Annotated in this window: 21 protein-coding genes; 15 read left to right on the forward strand and 6 right to left on the reverse strand. The window is 51.8% G+C overall.

Features of this window, described 5'->3' with window-relative positions:
* Window positions 1–251: 251 nt before the first annotated feature.
* The 4 genes from HYQ67_RS15795 to tusA form a co-directional block, all read right to left on the reverse strand.
* On the reverse strand, window positions 252–1538 hold the full coding sequence (locus HYQ67_RS15795; RefSeq protein ID WP_202304957.1) for a TRAP transporter large permease: 1287 nt from the start codon (window positions 1536–1538) through the stop codon (window positions 252–254).
* Window positions 1539–1555: 17 nt separating this feature from the next.
* Window positions 1556–2065: a TRAP transporter small permease gene (locus tag HYQ67_RS15800; protein WP_202304958.1), complete on the reverse strand. Its 510-nt coding sequence runs from the start codon at window positions 2063–2065 to the stop codon at window positions 1556–1558.
* Between the two features lie 31 nt (window positions 2066–2096).
* Window positions 2097–3080: a TRAP transporter substrate-binding protein gene (locus HYQ67_RS15805; RefSeq protein ID WP_202304959.1), complete on the reverse strand. Its 984-nt coding sequence runs from the start codon at window positions 3078–3080 to the stop codon at window positions 2097–2099.
* A 194-nt stretch (window positions 3081–3274) separates the two neighbouring features.
* The gene (gene tusA / locus HYQ67_RS15810) at window positions 3275–3520 is read right to left on the reverse strand and encodes a sulfurtransferase TusA (protein ID WP_202304960.1); all 246 of its coding nucleotides are present in this window, start codon (window positions 3518–3520) and stop codon (window positions 3275–3277) included.
* 188 nt (window positions 3521–3708) lie between these two features.
* On the opposite strand from tusA, the gene HYQ67_RS15815 reads away from it, so the two are divergent.
* From HYQ67_RS15815 to HYQ67_RS15825, 3 genes are all read left to right on the forward strand, one after another.
* Window positions 3709–4374 carry a 7-cyano-7-deazaguanine/7-aminomethyl-7-deazaguanine transporter gene (locus tag HYQ67_RS15815; protein WP_202304961.1) on the forward strand — a complete coding sequence of 222 codons (666 nt, stop codon included), beginning with the start codon at window positions 3709–3711 and terminating at the stop codon, window positions 4372–4374.
* 73 nt (window positions 4375–4447) lie between these two features.
* Window positions 4448–5005 carry a DcrB family lipoprotein gene (locus HYQ67_RS15820; protein ID WP_202304968.1) on the forward strand — a complete coding sequence of 186 codons (558 nt, stop codon included), beginning with the start codon at window positions 4448–4450 and terminating at the stop codon, window positions 5003–5005.
* A 152-nt stretch (window positions 5006–5157) separates the two neighbouring features.
* Window positions 5158–6207, forward strand: coding sequence for an AI-2E family transporter (locus tag HYQ67_RS15825; RefSeq protein WP_202305190.1), 1050 nt, complete (start codon window positions 5158–5160; stop codon window positions 6205–6207).
* 18 nt (window positions 6208–6225) lie between these two features.
* On the opposite strand, the gene HYQ67_RS15830 is transcribed toward HYQ67_RS15825, so the two are convergent.
* On the reverse strand, window positions 6226–6729 hold the full coding sequence (locus HYQ67_RS15830; protein ID WP_202304970.1) for a phenolic acid decarboxylase: 504 nt from the start codon (window positions 6727–6729) through the stop codon (window positions 6226–6228).
* Window positions 6730–6828: 99 nt separating this feature from the next.
* Here HYQ67_RS15830 and HYQ67_RS15835 point away from each other — a divergent pair, with 99 nt between their 5' ends.
* Entirely contained in the window at window positions 6829–7689 is an 861-nt protein-coding gene (locus HYQ67_RS15835; RefSeq protein WP_202304972.1) for a LysR family transcriptional regulator, read from the forward strand.
* A 1-nt stretch (window position 7690) separates the two neighbouring features.
* On the opposite strand, the gene HYQ67_RS15840 is transcribed toward HYQ67_RS15835, so the two are convergent.
* The gene (locus tag HYQ67_RS15840; protein ID WP_202304974.1) at window positions 7691–8308 is read right to left on the reverse strand and encodes an FMN-binding negative transcriptional regulator; all 618 of its coding nucleotides are present in this window, start codon (window positions 8306–8308) and stop codon (window positions 7691–7693) included.
* Window positions 8309–8403: 95 nt separating this feature from the next.
* On the opposite strand from HYQ67_RS15840, the gene pdxR reads away from it, so the two are divergent.
* The 11 genes from pdxR to HYQ67_RS15895 all read left to right on the forward strand — a co-directional run bounded on the left by pdxR (window position 8404) and on the right by HYQ67_RS15895 (window position 21954).
* Entirely contained in the window at window positions 8404–9888 is a 1485-nt protein-coding gene (gene pdxR, locus HYQ67_RS15845) for a MocR-like pyridoxine biosynthesis transcription factor PdxR (protein ID WP_202304976.1), read from the forward strand.
* Between the two features lie 654 nt (window positions 9889–10542).
* On the forward strand, window positions 10543–10938 hold the full coding sequence (locus tag HYQ67_RS15850) for a winged helix-turn-helix domain-containing protein (protein WP_202304978.1): 396 nt from the start codon (window positions 10543–10545) through the stop codon (window positions 10936–10938).
* A 27-nt stretch (window positions 10939–10965) separates the two neighbouring features.
* The gene (locus HYQ67_RS15855) at window positions 10966–11520 is read left to right on the forward strand and encodes a response regulator transcription factor (protein WP_202304980.1); all 555 of its coding nucleotides are present in this window, start codon (window positions 10966–10968) and stop codon (window positions 11518–11520) included.
* 179 nt (window positions 11521–11699) lie between these two features.
* Window positions 11700–12395 (forward strand): DUF1120 domain-containing protein, encoded by a 696-nt coding sequence (locus HYQ67_RS15860; protein ID WP_202304982.1) that lies wholly within the window; start codon window positions 11700–11702, stop codon window positions 12393–12395.
* A gap of 163 nt (window positions 12396–12558) precedes the next feature.
* The gene (locus HYQ67_RS15865) at window positions 12559–13254 is read left to right on the forward strand and encodes a DUF1120 domain-containing protein (RefSeq protein ID WP_237391282.1); all 696 of its coding nucleotides are present in this window, start codon (window positions 12559–12561) and stop codon (window positions 13252–13254) included.
* Window positions 13255–13411: 157 nt separating this feature from the next.
* Window positions 13412–14116: a DUF1120 domain-containing protein gene (locus HYQ67_RS15870; protein ID WP_202304984.1), complete on the forward strand. Its 705-nt coding sequence runs from the start codon at window positions 13412–13414 to the stop codon at window positions 14114–14116.
* Window positions 14117–14270: 154 nt separating this feature from the next.
* Complete coding sequence (locus HYQ67_RS15875) at window positions 14271–14966, forward strand: DUF1120 domain-containing protein (RefSeq protein WP_202304986.1); 696 nt, start codon at window positions 14271–14273, stop codon at window positions 14964–14966.
* Window positions 14967–15083: 117 nt separating this feature from the next.
* Window positions 15084–15782: a fimbria/pilus chaperone family protein gene (locus HYQ67_RS15880; protein ID WP_202304988.1), complete on the forward strand. Its 699-nt coding sequence runs from the start codon at window positions 15084–15086 to the stop codon at window positions 15780–15782.
* A gap of 12 nt (window positions 15783–15794) precedes the next feature.
* Complete coding sequence (locus HYQ67_RS15885) at window positions 15795–18230, forward strand: fimbria/pilus outer membrane usher protein (protein ID WP_348519217.1); 2436 nt, start codon at window positions 15795–15797, stop codon at window positions 18228–18230.
* A gap of 12 nt (window positions 18231–18242) precedes the next feature.
* Window positions 18243–18848 (forward strand): DUF1120 domain-containing protein, encoded by a 606-nt coding sequence (locus HYQ67_RS15890; RefSeq protein ID WP_202304990.1) that lies wholly within the window; start codon window positions 18243–18245, stop codon window positions 18846–18848.
* Window positions 18849–18921: 73 nt separating this feature from the next.
* Entirely contained in the window at window positions 18922–21954 is a 3033-nt protein-coding gene (locus HYQ67_RS15895) for an autotransporter outer membrane beta-barrel domain-containing protein (protein WP_202304992.1), read from the forward strand.
* Window positions 21955–22240: the final 286 nt, after the last annotated feature.

The following is a 22240-nucleotide window of genomic DNA, read 5'->3' on the forward strand; positions in this document are numbered from 1 at the left end:
AGAGTGAACATATTTTGTCTCCTTTCACCTGAGCCAACACGTCATTCCAGCCTTGTACATACGAAGTCAGAGCTTCTGGTTACCGTTCGGATTTTGAGTGACGTGAAAGGTGAAACGGAGGGCTTAAGCTACGAAGAAAGATCGGCGTCTTCAGGGCGGATACAAGCTTCCTCCGTTTCGTGTAACCGGTAGCTAACCAGCTACCGGTTCAAGATACAAGGGCGGATAAGCGCCAGCGTCATCCGCCGGGTTTAGTTCATCCCCAACGCATGGGGTAGCCACAGCGACACCCACGGGATGTAGGTCACCATCGCCAGCACCACCAGCAGCATGGCGTAGAACGGCAGCATGGCCTTCACCACCACTTCTATTTTCTGCTTGCTGACCGCGCTTGCCACGAACAGCACCGAACCCACCGGCGGGGTGATTAGCCCGATCCCCAGGTTCACCATCATGATCATCCCGAAATGCACCGGATCGATGCCCAGCGCGTTGGTCACCGGCAGCAATACCGGCGTCAGGATCAGGATGATTGGTGCCATATCCATCAGCGTACCGATCAACAGCAGCATGACGTTGAGATACATGAGGATCACGTACTTGTTGTCGGACAGCGACGTGAAGAACTCCGTGATGCGCGCGGGCAGCTGCATGTAGGTCATCACCGCGCCGAAGGCCGCGGCAAAGCCAATCAAAATCATGACGATCGAGACGGTTTTCACCGTGCGGAACATCAGCTTCGGCAGCTCGTTCCATTTGTAGTCACGGTAGATAAACATGGTGACGAAGAACGCCCAGACGCAGGCCACCGCCGCCGATTCCGTGGCGGTGAACACGCCGGTCAGAATGCCGCCGAGGATAATCACCACGGTCATCAGGCCCCACAGCGCATCAAAGAAGATTTTCAGCGCCTGCTTGAAAGGAATGCGATCGCCCTTCGGGTAGCCACGCTTGTGGGCAAAACCCAGGCACATCACCATCAGGCAGGAACCGAGCAACAATCCAGGCAGCACACCGGCAATAAACAGCGTGGCGATGGAAACCGTGCCCCCAGCCGCCAGCGAATAAATCACCGAGTTGTGGCTGGGCGGGATAAGTATCGCCTGCACCGATCCGCTCGCCGTCACCGCCGCCGCGTATTCCCGCGGATAGCCCTTTTTTTCCATTTCCGGGATCATCACGCTGCCGATGGAGGCGGTATCCGCCACCGAAGAGCCTGAAATCGCCCCAAAGAAGGTCGATGCCACAATGTTCACCAGCGACAGGCCACCGCGAATAAACCCGACGAAGATGTAGGCAAAGTTCACCAGACGGCGGGCAATCCCCCCTTCCGCCATAATTGCCCCTGCCAGAATAAAGAACGGAATCGCCAGCAGCGTGAATTTGTTCACCCCGCTGGTTATCTGGATCATGATTGCCTCAAGCGGTAAATCAATCCACAGCGCGCCGACCATGGCGCTAAGCCCCACGGCAAAGGCGACGGGCATGCCCACCGCCAGCAGCACGGCAAGGGTAGCTAATAATATGAATGCATCCATTTTGGATCCCCTTGCCGTTAACCGTGATTACCCAGCAGTACCACCGGCCGGTTCTCCTGAGAACCAAACAGCAATCGCTCGATAACAAATAACATCAGCAGCACCGCGCCAACCGGCAGCGGCAGGTAGGTTTGACCTGATGTCAGAATGGGAAACTCAGCCACCGGCTGCTCCCACAAATCTGCACACAGGAAATAGCTGTAATAAAACATCACGCCTGAAATCAACAGCATCAGCAGGTCAACAATACGCGCACAAAACGTCTGCGCCGCCGCAGGAAGCCGGTCGGTCAGCATGTTTACCGCGATATGAGAACCTGCGCGGTAGCTCACCGCTGCGCCGATAAACGTAAAGGTCACCATGCAGATAATCGCCACCGGCTCCGGCCAGGATTCCCCACGGTTGAGCACATAGCGTGAGAAAATCCCAATCGGAATAATGATGGTCATGACAAGCAAGGAGAAACCGGCGACGACCATCGCCGCCAGGTAGACTTTATCCATCCAGTTTGAGTAGCTTTGGGACATACGTCCTCCACGAAAGCGTTAGCGGCAGAGGTTACTGGACGTCAGCAATAGCTTTCATCAGTTCCTGATGCTTGTCGCCGTACTGTTTGCGCACCGGCTCGGTCGCCTTCACAAACCAGGCCTTGTCGATTTCATGGAACTGCACGCCGCCCGCTTTCATTTTTTCCAGCGCCTGCTTGTTATAGGCGTTCCACAGCTCACGCTGTTCCATCTGCGCTTCACGAGCGAGCTTGAGGATTTTCTGCTGGTCGTCAGCGCTCAGCTTGTCCCACTTCACTTTCGAGTAAAGCAGCATTTCCGGGGTGATAAAGTGGCCGCTTAAGGTGTAGTTTTTGGCGACCGGCATGTAGTTATGGGCGATGAACGTCGGCGGATTGTTTTCCGCGCCGTCGATAACACCGGTCTGCATACCGCTATAAACTTCGCTTACCCCCATCGCCACGGAGTTAGCCCCCATGTCCTTCAGCGTGGCCAGCGCAACCGGGCTGCCCTGCACGCGGATTTTCATTCCTTTCAGATCTTCCGGTTTAACCACTGGCTTCTTGGTGATGAGGTTGCGTGTGCCGGAGTCCATCCAGCCGAGGAATACCAGGCGGGATTTCGGGTTGGCGGTAAGCTTGTCGCCGATCTGCTTGCCAAGATCGCCGTCGATCACTTTGTGCATATGATCTTCATCGCGGAAGACGTACGGCAGGGTAAAGACCTCAACGTCGGGCAGAATAGCGGCAACCGGGGCCATAGAGACGCGAATCATGTCAATGGCGCCCATCTGCGCCTGCTCGATCATCTGCTTTTCATCGCCAAGCACGCCGCTTGGGAAAACCTTAATCTCCAGCTCGCCGTTGGTCTCTTTTTTCAGTTTTTCGCCCATGTGCTGAACGGCAACCACGTTCGGATACCCTTCCGGGTGGACGTCAGCGGCTTTAATGACTTGCGCGTAGCCCGCCTGCGCAAAGAGCAGCGTCGCGGTGGACAGGCACAGGCCGGCAAAAGCAGGCAGTAAAGTCTTCTTCATCTTGTCGCTCCAGCAGATATTGATAAGGTAGGTAAGAAGTAAAACAATGTTTTAGTTTGACGAATAAAAACTAGACTACGGCGGGAAACGCGGAGGTGAAGCAGTTCACAAAAGCGACAATATCTGAAACTGTAGTTCAGGAATGATGCAAAGAAGGTTCAAAACCCTGCGCTGGCGCACAGGGCTGAAAGAGATTACTGGCCTTTACGCAGCAGATAGCGATAAGGCAATGATTCAATGTGCTGCGCGAGCAATTCATGCTCCATAAAGCGGCAAAAACCGGGGATATCGCGAGTGGTGGCCGGATCGTCGGCGATAACCAGCAGCGTTTCACCCGTCTGCATATTGCGCACGGTTTTGCGCACCATCATTACCGGCTCGGGGCAGCGCAGGCCCAGGGCATCCAGCGTGTGGTCAGGGTTAGCAAACAAATCGGTCATGGTCTGTCTCACATTTTAAAAACCGCGCTAGTTTACGCCTGGTAAATTCCTGCGCAAGGGACGTTAACGATTGCGCTAAAATTAACCATTGCAAAGCGGGGCTAACGCAGTATCATGCCCGCCGTCCAGCTTGCTGGCAGACATTGATTACTGGGTTCCCTCACCCCATTCATTAAAAAGGCTAAAAAATGACGCAGTTCACTTCTTCTCAGCGCATGAAGGCGCTGTTCTGGCTATCGCTATTCCATTTGCTGGTGATCACCTCCAGCAACTATCTGGTGCAGCTTCCCGTTTCGGTGTTTGGCTTCCATACAACCTGGGGCGCGTTCAGCTTCCCGTTCATCTTCCTGGCAACCGACCTGACGGTGCGAATTTTCGGCGCTCCGCTGGCACGCCGCATTATCTTCGCGGTGATGATGCCCGCGCTGATTATCTCCTACGGCATTTCCGCCCTGTTCTATATGGGCAGCTGGCAAGGGTTTGAAGCGCTGACGCACTTTAACCTGTTCGTTGCCCGCATCGCCGCCGCAAGCTTTATGGCCTACGCGCTGGGTCAGATCCTCGACGTACACGTGTTTAACCGCCTGCGCCAGAGCCGCTACTGGTGGCTCGCCCCTACAGCCTCCACGCTGTTTGGTAACGTCAGCGACACGCTCTCCTTCTTTTTCATCGCCTTCTGGCGCAGCCCGGACGCGTTTATGGCCCAGCACTGGGTGGAAATCGCCGTTGTCGATTATTGCTTTAAGGTCTTCATCAGCATCGTGTTCTTCCTGCCGATGTACGGTGTGCTGCTCAATATGCTGATGAAACGTCTGGCGGACAAATCTGAAATGTCATCGTTACAGCCGGGTTGACCGAGACTGAATTATCTTGTGCTAAGATGCTGATATCGGCCTCAATGGCTTGTTAACATTAAAGGAAGATGTCATGCGTAACCTGGTTAAATATGTTGGTATCGGTCTGCTGGTGCTGGGTCTTGCCGCTTGCGACAATAACGACAGTAAAACCCCTGCCGAAGGGGCAGCAGCTGAAAGTAATGCCAGCGGCCAACCGGTAAGCCTGTTAGAGGGCAAACTGAGCTTTGCTCTGCCAGCGGATATGACTGACCAGAGCGGGAAATTGGGCACGCAGACGAACAATATGCATGTCTACTCTGACGCCACCGGTCAGAAAGCGGTGATCGTCATTATGGGCGACAGCAGCCCGGATGACCTGGCCGCGCTGGCAAAACGTCTGGAAGAACAACAGCGTGGCCGTGATCCGCAGCTTCAGGTTGTGACCAATAAATCCATCGAGATTAAAGGCCATACCCTGCAACAGCTCGACACCGTTATCTCTGCAAAAGGCCAGACCGCTTACTCTTCCGTGATTCTGGGCAAGGTAGACGAAAAACTGCTGACCATGCAGATCACCCTTCCGGCTGACGATCAGCAGAAAGCGCAGTCCGCCGCAGAGAACATCATCAATACCATCACCATCAAATAAGCTTTTGCGGGTGTAGCACGGCCTCCGGTTAACCATCGGGGGCCGTTTTTTTTGCCTGAAATCAGGAGATTCAGACACCCCCTCTGCGTGGGATACAAACGAACCGCTACACTATGAAGATCGATAACAGAAAGGAATCCTCCATGCGCACCCTGCCCACCCCGGAAGCAGATAAAGTCGGGCTACACATCCTCTTAAAACTCTCTGCCCTGGTGATTATTCTCGCGGGTATTCACGCGGCGGCAGATATCATCGTCCAGCTGCTGCTGGCGCTGTTTTTTGCCATCGTGCTCAACCCGCTGGTGACCTGGTTTATTCGCCGAGGGGTGAACCGCCCCCTGGCGATTTCCATCGTTGTTTTCGTGATGCTGATAGTGCTCACCATGCTGGTTGGCGTGCTGGCAGCGTCGATGAGCGACTTCATGGATATGCTGCCGAAGTACAACAAAGAGCTGACGCAAAAGGTACTGGAGATTGAAAGGATGGTGCCTTTCATGCATCTGCGCCTGTCGCCGGAACGCATGCTGCAGCGCATGGACTCGGAGAAAGTGATGGCCTTCGCCACCACGATGATGACGGGCTTTTCCGGCGCAATGGCCAGCATCCTGCTGCTGGTGATGACCGTCGTGTTCATGCTTTTTGAAGTGCGCCACGTCCCTTACAAGCTGCGCTTCGCGCTCTCCAATCCGCAAATTCATATCGCTGGTATGCATCGTGCGCTGAAAGGCGTTACGCACTATCTGGCGCTGAAGACGCTGATTAGCCTTTGGACAGGTGTGATCATCTGGGCCGGGCTTGCGCTGCTGGACGTGCAGTTTGCGCTGATGTGGGGCGTGCTGGGCTTTCTGCTTAATTACATCCCGAATATTGGTTCCGTCATTTCCGCTATCCCACCGATGATTCAGGCTTTCCTGTTCAACGGCACCTACGAAATGATCATGGTCGGTGTACTTTTCCTCGTTGTGCACATGGTGCTGGGCAATATCGTGGAGCCGCGCATGATGGGCCGCGGCCTCGGGATGTCCACCTTCGTGGTGTTTCTCTCGCTGCTGTTCTGGGGCTGGCTGCTCGGCCCGGTGGGCATGCTGCTCTCCGTGCCGCTCACCAGCGTCTGTAAGATCCTGATGGAAACCACCAAAGGCGGGGCTAAGCTGGCGATTCTGCTCGGCCCTGGGCGGCCCAGGAGCCGCTTACCGGGTTAATCCCCTCGTCCCTCAGGGTTACAGGCCCTGGGGGAATGTTTTCGGCAGCTCGCTTGCCGGGCAGGCAATCACGCTTTCATTGTTTTCGCCGCAGTCCCGCACGAAGGTAATGGTAGCGAATTCATCAATCACCTCAGTTGGGTAAGCCGGGCCAGCCTCGCGCAGCGCGGCCATCTCATCCAGATGCTCGTTCTGGAAGCAGACGGTTTTTTCAGGGCTGTTGATGACCCAGCGCGGGAAGAAAATGGTGCCGTGGAACAGCCTGTCGGCCAGGTTCACAATCAGGCTCACGTCGGTCCCCGTCGGCTCGGTCCAGGAAATTTTGTAGACGCTTTCGCCGACGCGAACGATGTACGCAAACTGATCTTTCACCCAGCGGTCTGCCACAATGCCGCTGTGGATCCGGTAGTCCAGCGTGGTGCCATTCTTCACGTAAATCTCGTAGTTCCAGCCGTTGTCGTAGGTATAGACAAGATGTTTACCAACGAATCCGCTCAGGTCGTGTTTATCAAATTTGCTCATTTTTGCTCTCCTCTGTTGTGATAAGGAGATCATAGGCCTTCATTTTTTAGATTAATAACGCTATGTTTGCATCAAATTCATCAGATTTTTAGATTAGTCATGCACAAGACAACCCTGGAGCAGTGGGCCCTGCTGGAGAAGGTCGTGGAGCTGGGAAGCTTCGCAAAAGCGGCACAGGCCACGCACCGCAGCCAGTCATCGGTCAGCTATAACCTGGCTTTGCTGCAGGAAAGATTAGGCGTGGCCTTGCTTCAGGCCGCCGGACGCAAGGCGATTTTGACGCCTGCGGGGGAATTGCTCCTCGCCCAGGCCAGGCCGCTGCTTAAGGCGTTTGAGCACGTTGAAACCCGCGCCGCGTCGCTGCAAAACGGGGTAAGAACGCGTCTGGATTTTGTCGTCGACAGCATTTTCCCGCGCGGAAAGCTGTTTGCGATTCTGCGGCAGTTTCAGCAATTGCATCCCCAGACGCAAGTTCACCTCACTGAAATTCTGGAAAATGACGAAACGGCAATTGCGAAGGCGGATGTGATGGTGCTGACGCGCCGCCAGGACATGACCGGGCGCGGCGAATGGCTGATGAACATAGACTTCGTGGCCGTGGCGCATCGCGATCACCCTCTGCACAGCCTGCCCGGCCCCGTCAGCGAGGACGAGCTGGCTCAATACCCGCCGATTCGTATCACCAACCGGGAAGCAAAGCCGCTACAGGATGAGCCAGTAGAGTCCTGGACCTTTTCCACCATCGAGGCCGCCATTGAGGCCATAGCGTATCAAGTCGGCTACGGCTGGCTACCGGAAGAGCGCATCAGCCGCCAGCTCGAAGAAGGCACGCTAAAAATTCTGCAGCTCAGCCACGGCACTCGCCGCGCCACGCCGCTGCACCTGGTGGTCAAAAAGGATATCCTTCCTCTTGATGAGCAGGTGCAGACGCTGCTGCGGCTAATCAAAGAGCAGCCATAGATTAAGGTTTATTCGCCGCCAGCATCGCCTCGCCAATTGCCGCTTCGCCGCGTTGAATCAGCTGTGTAGCGGCACCGGTCCGATCATCAACGCTTTCATTTTGTCCCAGCTTCATTATCCCTTTCAGCTCCGCCACCTCGATTTCAATCCCCACTACGGCTTTTAGCAGGGCGTCGATGTAGTCCTCTGGCGCATCCGACATCTGCCAGGGCTTCTGCATACCTGCTTCATGCTCTGCCGTCAGACGTGCCAGCAGGCCGCGCATATAGCGCTCATCGCCATGGACGACCAGCCGCCCGCGAGCGTGTACGGCCTGGTAGTTCCACGTCGGGACCTGGCGGTGATCCTCATGCTTGCTGGGATACCATTCCGGGGAGATATAACCCTGCGGGCCGTGAAAAATGACCAGCACGTTTTCATGCCCGCCAATATTGCGCCAGACGGGGTTACCGCGGGCAACGTGAGCATGCAGCGACCCAGTTTCATCCAGGTGAAAAGGCAGATGATAAGCATCCGGCCCCTGCGCGTTTTGTATAACCAAAGTTCCCAAAGGATGGGCCGCTATAAAGGCATTCAGGATTTCAGGGCTGGATTCCTGAAAAGGACGTGGTACGTACATGACTGACTCCAGTAACGCTAACAGAAGCATTACTCTACGCCCTAAGTGGTTTACTCTGTAGAACCAGTATTTGAATTATTCAACAGGCCATTATCATGTCCCGGAAAGCCAACGTGTTAGCCATTCCCGCCATCGGCAAGCTTGACCGCAAAGTCGGACAGCTTAGCCAGCAGCTCGCCCAGGCGCTGCGAAATGCCATTCACAAAGGCGAGCTTAAGGCGGGAGATATGCTGCCCTCAACGCGTAGCCTTGCGGCATCGCTGGAACTGGCAAGGGGTACGGTTCTGGAAGCATTCGAACAGCTGGTAGCAGAGGGCTTTCTGGAGTCAAAACGTGGTTCTGGTACGTGCGTGATCTTCTCCCCTCAAACAATTCCTTCACCAAAGGTAGAACCTACAGGCGATATTTTTCTTACTGAGAGTGCCCAGAAATTTGCCCGTGTGGCAGAAAGAATCAAGACGCTCTCTCCACGACCTTTCGCTGTCTCTGTCCCGGTCGGTGACACCGCCCCCGACGATATCTGGCGAAAGCTCGGCAATCGAATTCGTGCCCGTGGGCCGGGTGCCCCCTCAGGCTATGGCGAACCACAAGGAGTCAGACCGTTACGTGAAGCAATTTGCGAGTATGTTCGCAAATCCCGCTCCGTTCACTGCACGCCGGAACAGATCATTATTACTTCCGGCACCCAACAGGGACTTTATCTCGCCACACAAATCCTCCTCGACAGTGGCGACACGGCCTGGGTGGAAGATCCCGGCTACCCCGGAATGACAGATATCTTCGAAACAGCAACGCGCGACAGGAAAATGGTGCGCATTCCGGTAGATGCGGAGGGGCTGGACGTTGAGGCCGGCAAAGTGATCGCCCCCCACGCCAGAGCAGCCTTTGTCACGCCATCGCATCAGTATCCACTCGGCATGCCGCTAAGCATGTCCCGCAGGGCCGCGCTGCTTGCCTGGGCGAAAGCTAACCACGCGTGGATTATTGAGGACGACTACGACAGCGAGATGCGCTACGCCGGGCAGCCCTTCCCGGCCCTGCAGGGGATGGGGCCGGATAACGTGGTCTATCTGGGCACCTTCAGTAAAATCCTTTTTCCCTCGCTGCGGCTGGGCTACGTTATCGTCCCGCAGCCGCTGGTCAGCGCGTTCAACGGCGCGAGGATCCTCATGGATCGCCACCCGCCGAGCGCCGATCAGTACGTGCTGGCGAGCTTTATGAAAGAGGGCCATCTCGACCGTCACCTGCGCAAAATGCGCGGCGTGTACGCCGAAAAACGCCGGGTGCTGATGGAGGCGGTCACGGCGCTGATCTCCTCTGACCTCGCCACGCTACAGCCAACGGATCAGGGCATGCATATGGTGCTCTGGCTCAAGCAAGGGCTGGACGACCGCGAAGTGGTGCGCAAAGGCGTTGCCGCCGGGATCTCCCTGCGGGCCGTTTCCCATATGTATTCGCCGGGAAAAAGCCAGTCGGGCGTGCTGCTGGGGCTGGGAGGCTTCACGGACGAGGAGATTTATGCCGCCGTAGCCAAATTGGGGCAATTATTGGCAACAATGGCCAGAGATTTATCGCTATGAATGAGATGCTTAAAATCTGATGAAATTATTTCACTCATTTTCTAAACATTTTAACTATTACTTACAAACTTGATTCTGGCGTCGACGCGTAACTAAAAATAGTTATAAAATATTAATAACATCATGTTTTTATTATAAAAAACACTCAGTACCTGTTGTTGTATTTGCACTGTGCTTAGCGCAATCTATTGTGATCATCGCCCCAGGATTTATCCTAATCAAATCGACTCATTTCATTTACTTTTTGTTAACAACAATTTAGAGGGATTAGGTGAAATAAGCCATAAACTGGTGGTTCCTGACTCACCATCCCTAAGCAATTATGTTTTAATTTTGTAAATTAATTAATTTCCCAGCCAAAGAGATAGCATTTTCAACTATAAATACCTAAAAAAACACAATTATTGATTGATGATCGAACCACAAACCCTCGCAGTGGATCCTACTAACTAGGAATAATTCTTCAGAATTTTACCACACCCATAAAGATAAATTTAGGATATAACATCAAAATAAGGTTAGGAATATTCTTGCGCGGCTAAAAACCAACTGTATTGCCGCCATTGTTTGAGCAAGCATAGAATAGCTTCATTAGTAAACTAAGATATGAAAAATAACTTACAGGATTAGTGAGTTATATCTGAGGTTAAAAACATGGATAGCGATAACAAGGAATTGTTTGGCTACCTGATCGACAATAAAGTCCTGGTGGACATAAAAAATCATCGGCTAATTTCATTAAGCAGTGAAAAAGCCATCGATGAAAAAAAGATAGTCGGTTTACGTGCGACGATGATGCGTCTTTTGATTTATGTGTTGTCCGCGGAGCCTGAGCGCATTATTTCTAACGATGAAATAATGTTTTACGTTTGGGATAGCTATAAGCTTAGCTCTTCTAACCAGCGCTTATGGCAGGTGATGCAATCTCTGGAAAAAAAACTCATTCAATTTGGGATTGATGAAGAGTTTATTGTACGGGTGAAACCCAGCGGTTATTACATCAAGCACCAAATAGTCACGCCGCTATATTACTTCACTTCATCAATGTGAAAGAGTACAAGACAAAAGGAAAATGTCATGATTATTATTATTTCAGATGATGCTTATTTCGCGCTCGGCGCTGAAGCCATCCTTACATCTACAGGACACAGTGTAAGAGTAGAGGATGTTAATTCTGTAGTAAAGATTGGCCTGAGCAGTTTGCCTGCCGAAAAAGACATCATATTGCTGGCGATAGCCAATCGCAAGCTAGCGGTAACGCTGATGGAACTGGGACAAAAATATCATATCCCATTGGTGTCAATAATAGGTGTGCCTTATAAAGAGAAACAAACCCAGACGCTGGTATCGGGTGTCGCCACCAAGAGCATGCCGTGCCACTATCTGCCAGCAGTATTAGGCACGCCGCAATTAAACAGAAACAGCCATCAGATGAACAAATTAACGCTTCGTGAAATCGAAGTGATGAATTTTTTGGTCAGTGGTGAAAGCATTGATGAAATATCTTCAACGCTGTCCATCAGACCGAAAACCGTCAGCTCTCATAAATGTAGCGCCTTAAAAAAGATGGGTATGAACAGAATGAATAGTCATGCTGTTCTGGCCTATGAGAAATATCGCACATTATTATAAGATCAGTTTCTAACGGGCATGAAAAGACCGTTTAAAAGATAACAGTCATAAACCATGACCAGGCATCCGTGAATCAATTAAAATGCCGCATGATTATATTAATATTTATCTCACGGTTTGTTTGTCTTCATGGCTATGTGCGGCAGAAAACTGATTTTACTTAATATCAGGAATATATAATGCTTATTCGACCAGAAAAGAACGCTTGCACACTGGCTGTTATTGCTTTTATCTCATTTTCTGCAATAGCAACAGATAGCATTGAACTTAAAGTTATTGGTAACATTTCCCCATCAGCCTGTATACCCACGCTCACCAGCGGTGGAGTTGTGGATTATGGCACCATTAACGCGAACACTTTATCTGCTGACTCTTACAATGTGTTGAGCAGTAAGCAGTTGGATCTTTCAATCAGCTGTGATGCTCCAGCTAAGGTCGCGCTGAAATCAATTAATAACCGACCTAATACTGTTGCGGGCGCAACGGAAGGTGCTGGTGGAGCGGCAAGCGCCCCGGTGAACTTATTAGGAAACAGCAGGATGCCGGTCGTTGGGCTGGGCATGGCAGGGGATGCGAAAATAGGAGGTTATACGCTTACCCTCTCAGACTCGCAGGCCGACGGTGAATCCGCAGAGTTGCTCACTCAAACTAAAGGTGAAACAACCTGGATCAGCGACACGAACCAGACGTTATTCAGTGATAGCGCAGAAGTGCTAACCACCTGGGGCGCAGTAAGCACCACGGTTCCCTTTGCTTTTAAGACACTTAGCGCCAGATTAAATGTCCAGGCCTATCTGAATAAAAGTTCAGAACTGGATGTGACTCAACCCATTAATCTGGACGGCATGAGTACGCTTGAACTGTATTACTTGTAGTACCAGGAATTTATCTTACCGGGTAGAGCGGTAAAGATAATAACCGCCTTATGTAAGGCAAAGCGTCATTAACTCAAATGACACTGAGCCTCCTTCAGGGAGCGTTTGCGTTCAAGGTAGAGCGCCGGCCGGAAGAGGTTCATTTACTTTAAAGGAATAAATTATGTTTAAACAGATGCAAAAAACCGTTTGTGCGCTGGCTGTATTAGCTGTGACCGCAACATCCGCTATGGCAGCAGATAGCGTAGACGTCAAAGTCACAGGAACAATTTCTCCTACAGCCTGTACTCCTACCCTGACCAGTGGCGGCGTGGTTGATTACGGCACAATTAAAGCAAACACGCTGTCTGCAGATGCTTATAACGTACTGGCCAGCAAGCAGCTCGACCTGTCCATCAGCTGCGATGCCCCAGCCAAGGTTGCATTGAAGTCTATCAATAACCGTCCAAATACCGTTGCCGGTGCGACTGAAGGGGCTGGCGGTGCGGCGGTAGCGCCAGTGAGCTTGTTAAATGCAAGCAACATGCCGGTTGTGGGCCTGGGTATGGAAGGCGAAGCAAAAATTGGCGGCTATACCATGACCCTGAGCAACTCCAAAGTTGATGGATCCGAGGCAGCCCTGCTTACTCAGAACAGCGGTGAAACAACCTGGAACACCAGCACGAATTCAGCCCTGTTCAGCGACAGCGCCGCTGTTCTGACCAGCTGGGGTGCAGCAAGCACCACCGCACCAGTTGCGTTTGAAACGCTGAACGCGACGCTGAACGTTCAGGCTTATCTGAACAAAGGTTCCGAACTGGACCTGACTAAAGAAGTCACTCTGGACGGCATGAGCACCCTGGAGCTGTACTACCTGTAATACCTGGTTTTATTCCCACCGGGATAACCGGTGGGAATAAACAGTAGACCCAAAATAGATAGTTATTTTTATAAACGCCATGAATCTATTTCCAGGGATGGTCCGCGTTCAGGGTGAACGCGGACTGGAAAAGATTCTATATTTAAAGGAATAAATCGTGTTTAAACATATGCAAAAAACTGTTTGTGCCCTGGCCGTATTAGCTGCAACCGCAACTTCCGCTATGGCTGCAGAAAGTGTTGATGTCAAAGTCATCGGTACTATTACTCCGGCTGCCTGTACACCGACGCTGTCCGGTGGCGGTACTATTGATTATGGCGCAATTAAGGCAAATACCGTACAGACTGATGATTATACTGTGCTCGAAGATAAGTCAGTTAGCATGTCTATAGCTTGCGAAGCTCCAACAAAAGTTTCTATCAGCGCTGTCAATGGTCGTCCAGGTACGGCTGCAGGAGCCTCTACGCCGGATACCAGTGATATGGGAGCTCCTCCACCTGTTCGAATTTACGGTAGTAACTGGGTTGTCGGCCTTGGAACTGATAGTGATAAAAACATTGGTGGCTATGCATTATATTTAACTTCGCTGACTACTGATGGCGCCGCAGCACATTGTGTTTACAGGAATACTGACTGGGCAGCGGGCACCTGGGGTGATAGCTCCTCATGTTCAATATATGCAAACGCTAATATTGGAAGAAGCCTGTCGTGGGGAAATGCTGAAAGCAATGCGCCAGTATCCTTTACTAACGCCACTGCTGAAGTGCATGCAAAAGCTTATCTGAACAAAGGCTCAGAGCTTGATTTGAGCCACGACATCCAGCTTGACGGTCTGAGCACTATTGAATTGACTTACCTGTAATAGCCGGAATTTACCCTCACCGAGCTATTTACGGTGAGGGTAATAAATTAGTAAACCTATTGTTAATAGCTCATTGATTCTGCTTCCACGGATCGTTTGCATTCAGGATTGAATGTTAGCCGGAAAAGAATCATTTAATTTAAAGGAATAAATTATGTTTAAGAAAATGCAAAAAACCGTTTGTGCTCTGGCCGTATTAGCTGCAACCGCAACGTCCGTTATGGCTGCTGAAAGTGTTGATGTAAAAGTAACGGGTACTATTACTCCATCGGCCTGTACACCTACCCTTTCTGGCGGTGGTACAGTTGATTACGGCACGATCAAATCAACATCTTTAAGCGCGGATAGCTATACCGTACTGGCGATGAAATCTTTGGATTTCGGCGTCAGCTGCGATGCACCAGTTAAAATTTCTTTGAAAGCGGTAAATAATCGCCAGAATACTACTGCAGGCGCTGAAGAAGCAGCGGGTGGTGCAGCGAATTCTCCTGTCGCAATTATGGGGCGTAGCACATTCCCGGTTGTCGGACTTGGTATGGAAGATGATCATAAGATTGGTGGCTATGCCATGACAATCGGTTCTTCTGTGGCCGATGGAAATAACGTTACGCCGATTTATCAGATCGAAGGTTCTGATAGCTGGGCCAATAATAGTTATGAAACTTTGTACAACGCCGCGGCCCCTATTCTGTATTCCTGGAGCAACGCCACTGAAAACGTTCCGGTTGCCGTTAAAGATTTAACTGGAAAACTTTACGTACAAGCATATTTGAATAAAAGCTCCGAACTGGATTTAACAAAAGAAATCACTCTGGATGGTATGTCCACGATTGAAATCGTTTACCTGTAATTAGGCTACCTGTTAAGGGCAGGCCTTTACGGCTGCCCTTACGCATATCGCTAATTTTATTCACAGCAAAAGCAGCAGCCTATTTTTTATATTTATCACCAACAAGGAAACTACATTATGAAACTCTCTTCATTGATTAAAACGGGCGCAGCTGCCCTTTTGCTGACATCAACTTTCACACACGCTACAGGCATGGTGCCGGAAACTTCCGTTGTTATGGTTGAACAGCAAGATGGTGAAGGCAGCATCAGTATTAAAAATACGGATAGCTACCCAGTATTATTAATTACCGCCTTACAGCCTATTCCTGAAGATAAAGCTCCACAGCTTGCAATTACTCCGCCTGCTGCCCGCGTTGAACCGGGTAAATCACAGGTCGTACGTTTTATGCTGGCCGAGAAAACTCCGTTAACAACAGAACACCTGATGCGTGTCACCTTTGAAGGTGTCCCTCCGCAGCAGAAAAACCAGAACGTGGTACGCATGAGCGTACGTCAAAATCTGCCTGTGCTGATTCGTCCAGCAGGCCTTGCAAAGGATGCTGCGCCCTGGAAACGTCTGACCTGGAAGCAATCCGGCGATTCTCTGACAGTCAGCAACACCTCGCCTTACGTCGTACGTCTGGGCCAGGGTGTGCAAACGCTACCTGATAATAATAACTGGCTGCTGGCAACCCCTTATGTGCTGCCTGGCCAGACCCTGACATTAAAAATGGACGGCGCTAAAAAAGCTGGCACCGCAGCCAAAGTTCGCATTTCTCCTGCCACAAACTGGGGCTACACCGTCGACAATTACGACGCTGAGCTTGTCAAATAACAGGGGCAGTAAGTGAAAAGCCCCCACCCCGTTCACCGCAAAAAATGGCCAACGCGCTCGGCACTATCGCTGGCGTTAGCAACAGCCTTCACCCTTTCTGCCAGCGCAGCGGCTGATGAGGTGCAGAACAGTTCGGATGATATTGAATTTGATATTCAGGCGATGCAGGCCCGGGGGATCGATCCAAAGCTGGCGCAGGCTTTTAAGCAGGCGCCTCGCTTCATGACAGGTACCACGCAGGTAACACTGACCGTTAACGGCAGCGGCAAGGGGCGTGTTGCCGCACGTTTTAACGAACAAGGTCAACTTTGCGTCGATGCACCCTTCATTAAAGCAGCTGGCCTGGTAAAACCTGCCGGTTTTGATGCAAAGGCTCCCTGCTACGATCTTAAATCCGCCTGGCCACAGACCGAGCTGAACCTCGATCCGGGCGAGGTACGGGTCGATCTGGTTGTGCCGCCGCAGTATGTTGCGGATACAAGTGCGAGCAGCGGCAACTGGATCCACGGCGGCGCTGCCGCCATGCTCAATTACGATGCGCAATATATGGATTCTGCAGGCAGCAGCAGCGGGACGAATTTCATGCAGCTGAACTCTGAAGGTGGATTTAATGTCCATGACTGGATTGTGCGTAGCCGTCAGAACTTTTCTCGCCTTAATGGCAAAGATACTTTTCAGTATCAGTCCGCCTACGCACAGCGTAGCTTTGATGGCATTAAGAAAGTCTTACAGGCCGGGCAAATCAACCTGGCCAACTCGATGTTCGGTACCGGCCAGGTGCTGGGCGCCCAGCTTTTTCCGGAAACCGCGCTGACAAACACCCGTAAGGGCGCAGGCCTCGTCGACGGCATTGCCGACACGCAGTCTGTAGTAGAAGTGCGTCAGTCAGGCGTTCTGCTTTACAGCACAACGGTACCCGCAGGGCCCTTCCATCTACAGGGCTTTTCACTGCTGAATTCACGCACCGACCTTGCTGTGACCTTAACCGGGAATAACGGCGATATTCGTCAATTTACCGTTCCCGCCGCCTCCTTTGCGCTCAATGGCCCAGCCACGGTGCCTGGTCTCTCTTTTGGGGTAGGTAAGCTCGATCAGGATGGGAGCGATGAATCCCCGCTGCTTGGCACCGTGGCGACGGGCTGGCTGTTGACGCCAACCACGTCGCTGAACGCAGGCCTGCTCGGCTCATCTCTTTACAACGCAGGGGCGGCAAATTTAAACGCCCAACCGTTTAACTCAACGTCACTTTCGATTCAGACGACCGTCGCGCAGGACAGTAAACACAACGACAGCGGCGTTTCCGTTGATACATCGCTTAGCCACAACCTGATAGAGCGTCTCAGCCTCAGCCTTAATATGTCTCAGAACACTTCGGGGTATCGCGAGCTGAACGATGCGGTGCAGGATGACAATCAGGATACGAGTGGGCGCACCCATAACCAGTATGGCGCAGGGATTAGCTGGAGCCACGAATGGCTGGGCAATTTCTCCGTTTCCTGGGCGCGTTCCAGCACCTTTGACAATGAGAGCACAACCTATCTGCGCGGCGGCTGGAGCCGTCAGTTTGGCAGCGCTTATCTCGGTTTGTCTGTCGACCACGATAGCGGCACTGCTGACAACAAAGGTGACGATCGCATTTATCTCTCCCTTAGCATCCCGTTAGGCAACGGGAATATCAGCAGCTATATGAACAACGCCCACAACGGCACTCGTGCCGGGACACGGTTCAGCCAGCGCTCCTCTCAGGACAGAGGCTACAGTCTGTCTGCGGATCGGGATTATCGTAGCAATAAAAACTCGTACACCGGCAGCATGGATATGGTGACACCTGTCAGCCAGCTTAGCGGCAGCGTTAGCCAGGACTCTGACAATTTGACCAACTGGTCAGCGCGAGCCAGCGGCAGCCTGGTGGCTCACGCTCATGGCGTAACCCTCTCACCTTACCAGGTCAGTGACACCTTCGCTGTCGCCAAAGTTGGCGATGATGCAGGCGTACGCATCGATACCCCATCAGGACCAGCCTGGACAGATTTCCGCGGTTACGCCGTGTTGCCTTCATTACGGGGCTATCAGAAATCATCGGTTCAGGTGGATACCCGCTCGCTGGGTAAAAATGTGGATATAAGCAACGCATTGCAGGAAACCGAACTGGCACGCGGCGCCGTGAGCTATGTCAACTTCGACATTATTCACACCCGGCGCGTGCTGGCAACGGTACTGGATGCCACAGGAAAACCGGTTCCACACGGTGCCAGCGTTTTTGACGATAAAGATAATTTTGTCACCGTTGTGGGCGATAAAGGACAGGTATTCCTGCCGGATACCTGGCCTGGCATGAAGCTGGACGTTCAGGCTTCTGGTCAGACACTGTGCGCATTTACGCTCAAATTGCCTGAAACCCAGGAAGTACAAGAGCTATACGAAACCTACGACGCGGTTTGCCGCTAAGAGGATTAAAAAATGAGAATAACTCCCGCTTTGCTGATAGCAGGCTCGACATTTTTATGGCTAAGCCAGGCCGTTTGCGCAATGCCATCTTCTCCACGAGCTTTCGAGGATAATCAGCTACTGCCGCCCGCCACTGAGAAATGCCAGCTATCGGTCAGCACCCCCTTTGTGGACTATGGGAACAAATCCCGCTGGCAGCTACAGGACGTAGAAGGTAATAACCAACTGCTTACCCCGGGTAAACGCCAGCTCAGCTACAGCGTGGTGTGCACGTTTAGCCAGGTGATGCGTATTACCGTCCAGGGAGATAGCACCACGGGCGGCAACTTCCGCTACGGTGCAAACGACAAGCTGCGTGTCACTCTGAGCAATCCGCAGCTTGACGGCAATGATGTTCAAATCATGACCAGCACACCCGATGGGGTACTGATAGACGGACCATTTAATACTCTGACGCTTCAGGCCGGACAAAGCTTCACGCTGGTCAAAGGCCATCAGCCTGTGGAAGGTAAAAGCTTTAGCGCTCGTCTTGAGCTTGAGCCAGTTCTGACAGAGCGCAGCGCACGCGTTGCCTCTAAGCAAATTAGCGAAGCAAATTTTTCTCTTCAGCTGCGTTAACCAACACCGTAGTAAAGCGGAATGGCAAAGACTGCATCCGGTCATAATTATCAAACCACATCAAGGAATCGATATGGCGATGTTAAAAATATCTCTGCTTAGTCAACGTTGTTTACTTGCCCTGGTTGCAGGCAATGTTCCCTCTGTCGCATTAGCCGAATCCCCCTGGAAAGCAACGGGCGGAGCGCAGCTAAATGTGACTAGTGGCTATACCGCTTCTACTCCGCTGGATTATCCACTTATCTCTGACGGAGCAGGAAGCCTGCTGCATACCACGGTCCCCAGCCTTAATTTCCGAACGTTTGGCAATAATTTGTACGCCGCCAGTGCGACCAACGGCGGGACAATTCAGCTAAATGGATCAGAACTTGTTACCAGTGGTTCCTCTGCACATGGCGCCAATCTGAACAACGGGCACCTGGAGATGAGCGGCGGAAGTATTACCGTCTCAGGAGAAAACAGCTCCGGGATTTACGGCAAGCAGGGAGCAACGGCTGAACTTGCCAATCTTGCCATCGCGGCTGACGGTGCTTCCAGCAGCGGCGTCACAATGACGACCGGTACACTGACTATGGCCAACAGCAGCATTCTGGCCACGGGAGCAGAAAGTAACGGTATCGCACTAGCTTACTCCACGCCAGGGGAAGCCAGCGCAACGCTGGACAATGTCAAAATCCTGCTAACAGGCGAAGGGATGCAGGCCGGGATAAAACTCGGTAATGGTACGGTCGAAGGCAAAAATCTCACGATCTCATCTGCCAATAAAAACCAGGGCGTCAACGTTTATAACGCCAACGGCGGACACGGCAAACTAACCCTGAATGACAGCACCATTACAACCCAGGATGGCGATGCCGTATATAGCCTGATGGGAGATATCATTCTCAATAACACCACCATTAACACTAATAATGGTATGGGCATCAACGTTAACAACAACTCAACCGCAACGGTCAAAGGCGGCAGCGTGACTACCCAGGGTGACTATGCCGATGGTATCTGGATTGCCAATAAAACGGCCTCTGCAGCGGTAGACGGTACGGAATTCACCACACACGGTTCGAATGCTATAGCTTTTGACGCACAGTATGGTCCGGCAACCGTAAAGAACAGCAAGATGACCACCTCAGGCGCAAGTGCATATGGTTTATACAGTGAATCACAGGTAGAGGGTGAGGCGCTGGAGATCGTGACTTCTGGCAACAGCGCCATAGGTGTGCATGCCGCACGTGGTGGGAGTATCGATCTCGACAATGTGAAACTGGCCACCTCAGGCAGTAGCGCCGCGGGCCTGCTGGCTAACACAGGCTCCACCATCCAGGGTAAAAACATTCAGCTGGAGACCACCGGGGCCAATAGCCACGCGCTGTGGGCTCTCGAAGGGACAATCGAGCTGGCTGACAGCACATTGTCAGCATCCGGTACCTCAGCCGGGGGGTTGTTAGCGAGTGGGAATACCGGCGTGGGCAATCAGGTCACCCTGGATAATGTGGCATTAACGGCAACTCAGGGAAGCGCCATCATTACTAATGGTACCTCTCTCGATCTGACTCTGAGAAATGGCACTAGCCTGACCGGGGGCAACGGTATTTTGCTGGAGGATTCAGCCGTCGCTCCTGACAGCCAGGCGAATAATGGCGAAGTCAATATCACCGCTGAAAACAATGTTTCACTGGCAGGAGATATTCGCGCGGCAACAGAGAACAGAGTCACGGCGGACCTGCGGCAGAACTCAAGCCTGACCGGTGCGGTAAGCCAGCTTGATACCCTGAGCCTCGATAACAGCAGCCGTTGGGAGCTGACCGGCAACTCGGATATTGGGTCTTTCAGTAATAATGGCGCTGTTAACTTCCGCCATGCCGACGCCTCATTCCATACCCTGACGCTGGGGTCACTAAGCGGCAGCGGCAGTTTTGCAATGAATACCGACCTGGCAAGTCTGTCAGGGGATTTGCTCGTGGTGAACGGTAACGGCGCTGCAACGGGTAATCATTCGCTGTCTATTAAGAACAGCGGTCGTGAGCCGGGTAAAACCGATGAGGCCTTGACGGTTGTTGATACCCATGGCGGTAACGCTGCGTTCACCCTGAAAGGCGGAGTCGTTGATGCCGGGACATATCAGTATGAGCTGCAGCAGCGTGGCGATGACTGGGTGCTGGCACAAAAGCATGCAGATCCGAATCCCGACCCGGTACCAACGCCAACTACCGTTACGGCGTTAGGGTTGTTCAACGCAACGCCAACCGTCTGGTATGGGGAACTGACTACGCTGCGAACCCGTATGGGCGAGATGCGAGATGGCCATAAACAAGGGGGGACATGGGTACGGTTAATCGGCAACCGTTATGATGTTGATAATCGAGCCGGCGTGGGCTATCAGCAAAACCAGTCCGGGATATCTGTTGGCCTGGACAGCACGAAAGATATTGAGAATGGCGTACAGATAGGCGGCATTTTTAGTGGCTACAGCCATAGTGACCTGGACTTTGCCAGTGACAGCACCGGTTCCATCAACAGCTTCTTCGTCGGCGGTTACAGTACCTGGCTGCTAAACTCCGGCTGGTTTATTGACGCGGTTGCCAAAGCAAATAACTTTACCAGCACGGCTGATGTACGCATGAGTGATGGTAGCAAAGCGGACGGTGGCTACAGCGTGCCGGGCTTTGGTGCGTCATTAGAAGTGGGACGTCAGATCAATTTTGAAAACGGCTGGTTCCTTGAGCCGTCAGCGCAGCTCTCTGCGCTGTGGGTAAAAGGTGATTCTTACCGTTTCAGCAATGACCTGAAAGCCGACAGCCAACAAGCCACTTCAAAGCAAGCCGCGCTAAATGCCGTGGCGGGCCATAACCTGACGCTCAGCAACGGCATCACGCTGCAACCATGGCTGCGCGCCGCCGTTATTCAGGAGTTCTCAGATAACAATGCAGTCAGTATTAATGGTAATAATTTTACCAACGATATGTCTGGCTTACGCAGTGAATATGGTGCGGGTATGTCATCGCAGTTAAGTAAAGATGTTGAGGTATACCTTGATGCCCGTTACAGCAAAGGTGACAAGATCGAGTCGCCTTGGGGCGGAAATATTGGCATCAGGTGGAACTGGTAACTGCACTAATTATGTAATAAGTCTGGGCATAATTGCCCAGACCTTATCAATCCCAGCGGTACGAAACACAAAGAAGATGTTTGCTTAAAATTCTTTCAAGATGAAAGGCTAAACATGTCGAGATGTCCAAACGCCCGCGTTTTTTGCACGCATTCTTTTTTATATTCGAATCATCACCTTCAAAAAAAATTCAAATAATTTGTACCAGGTTAAAAGATTAGCCACATGATTAAAAAATAAAACAAAAACACATGTCATTGATATAAAGATAAAAAATATATTATTT

Source organism: Dryocola clanedunensis subsp. sulfonylureivorans (assembly GCF_016756775.1).
Classification (GTDB): domain Bacteria; phylum Pseudomonadota; class Gammaproteobacteria; order Enterobacterales; family Enterobacteriaceae; genus Dryocola; species Dryocola clanedunensis.

What these genes read in the sequence shown, in the direction of transcription:
- HYQ67_RS15795 (WP_202304957.1), bottom strand. Translation starts at nt 1,538, where the DNA reads ATGGATGCATTCATATTATTAGCTACCCTTGCCGTGCTGCTGGCGGTG.
- HYQ67_RS15800 (WP_202304958.1), bottom strand. Translation starts at nt 2,065, where the DNA reads ATGTCCCAAAGCTACTCAAACTGGATGGATAAAGTCTACCTGGCGGCG.
- HYQ67_RS15805 (WP_202304959.1), bottom strand. Translation starts at nt 3,080, where the DNA reads ATGAAGAAGACTTTACTGCCTGCTTTTGCCGGCCTGTGCCTGTCCACC.
- tusA (WP_202304960.1), bottom strand. Translation starts at nt 3,520, where the DNA reads ATGACCGATTTGTTTGCTAACCCTGACCACACGCTGGATGCCCTGGGC.
- HYQ67_RS15815 (WP_202304961.1), top strand. Translation starts at nt 3,709, where the DNA reads ATGACGCAGTTCACTTCTTCTCAGCGCATGAAGGCGCTGTTCTGGCTA.
- HYQ67_RS15820 (WP_202304968.1), top strand. Translation starts at nt 4,448, where the DNA reads ATGCGTAACCTGGTTAAATATGTTGGTATCGGTCTGCTGGTGCTGGGT.
- HYQ67_RS15830 (WP_202304970.1), bottom strand. Translation starts at nt 6,729, where the DNA reads ATGAGCAAATTTGATAAACACGACCTGAGCGGATTCGTTGGTAAACAT.
- HYQ67_RS15835 (WP_202304972.1), top strand. Translation starts at nt 6,829, where the DNA reads ATGCACAAGACAACCCTGGAGCAGTGGGCCCTGCTGGAGAAGGTCGTG.
- HYQ67_RS15840 (WP_202304974.1), bottom strand. Translation starts at nt 8,308, where the DNA reads ATGTACGTACCACGTCCTTTTCAGGAATCCAGCCCTGAAATCCTGAAT.
- pdxR (WP_202304976.1), top strand. Translation starts at nt 8,404, where the DNA reads ATGTCCCGGAAAGCCAACGTGTTAGCCATTCCCGCCATCGGCAAGCTT.
- HYQ67_RS15850 (WP_202304978.1), top strand. Translation starts at nt 10,543, where the DNA reads ATGGATAGCGATAACAAGGAATTGTTTGGCTACCTGATCGACAATAAA.
- HYQ67_RS15855 (WP_202304980.1), top strand. Translation starts at nt 10,966, where the DNA reads ATGATTATTATTATTTCAGATGATGCTTATTTCGCGCTCGGCGCTGAA.
- HYQ67_RS15860 (WP_202304982.1), top strand. Translation starts at nt 11,700, where the DNA reads ATGCTTATTCGACCAGAAAAGAACGCTTGCACACTGGCTGTTATTGCT.
- HYQ67_RS15865 (WP_237391282.1), top strand. Translation starts at nt 12,559, where the DNA reads ATGTTTAAACAGATGCAAAAAACCGTTTGTGCGCTGGCTGTATTAGCT.
- HYQ67_RS15875 (WP_202304986.1), top strand. Translation starts at nt 14,271, where the DNA reads ATGTTTAAGAAAATGCAAAAAACCGTTTGTGCTCTGGCCGTATTAGCT.
- HYQ67_RS15880 (WP_202304988.1), top strand. Translation starts at nt 15,084, where the DNA reads ATGAAACTCTCTTCATTGATTAAAACGGGCGCAGCTGCCCTTTTGCTG.
- HYQ67_RS15890 (WP_202304990.1), top strand. Translation starts at nt 18,243, where the DNA reads ATGAGAATAACTCCCGCTTTGCTGATAGCAGGCTCGACATTTTTATGG.
- HYQ67_RS15895 (WP_202304992.1), top strand. Translation starts at nt 18,922, where the DNA reads ATGGCGATGTTAAAAATATCTCTGCTTAGTCAACGTTGTTTACTTGCC.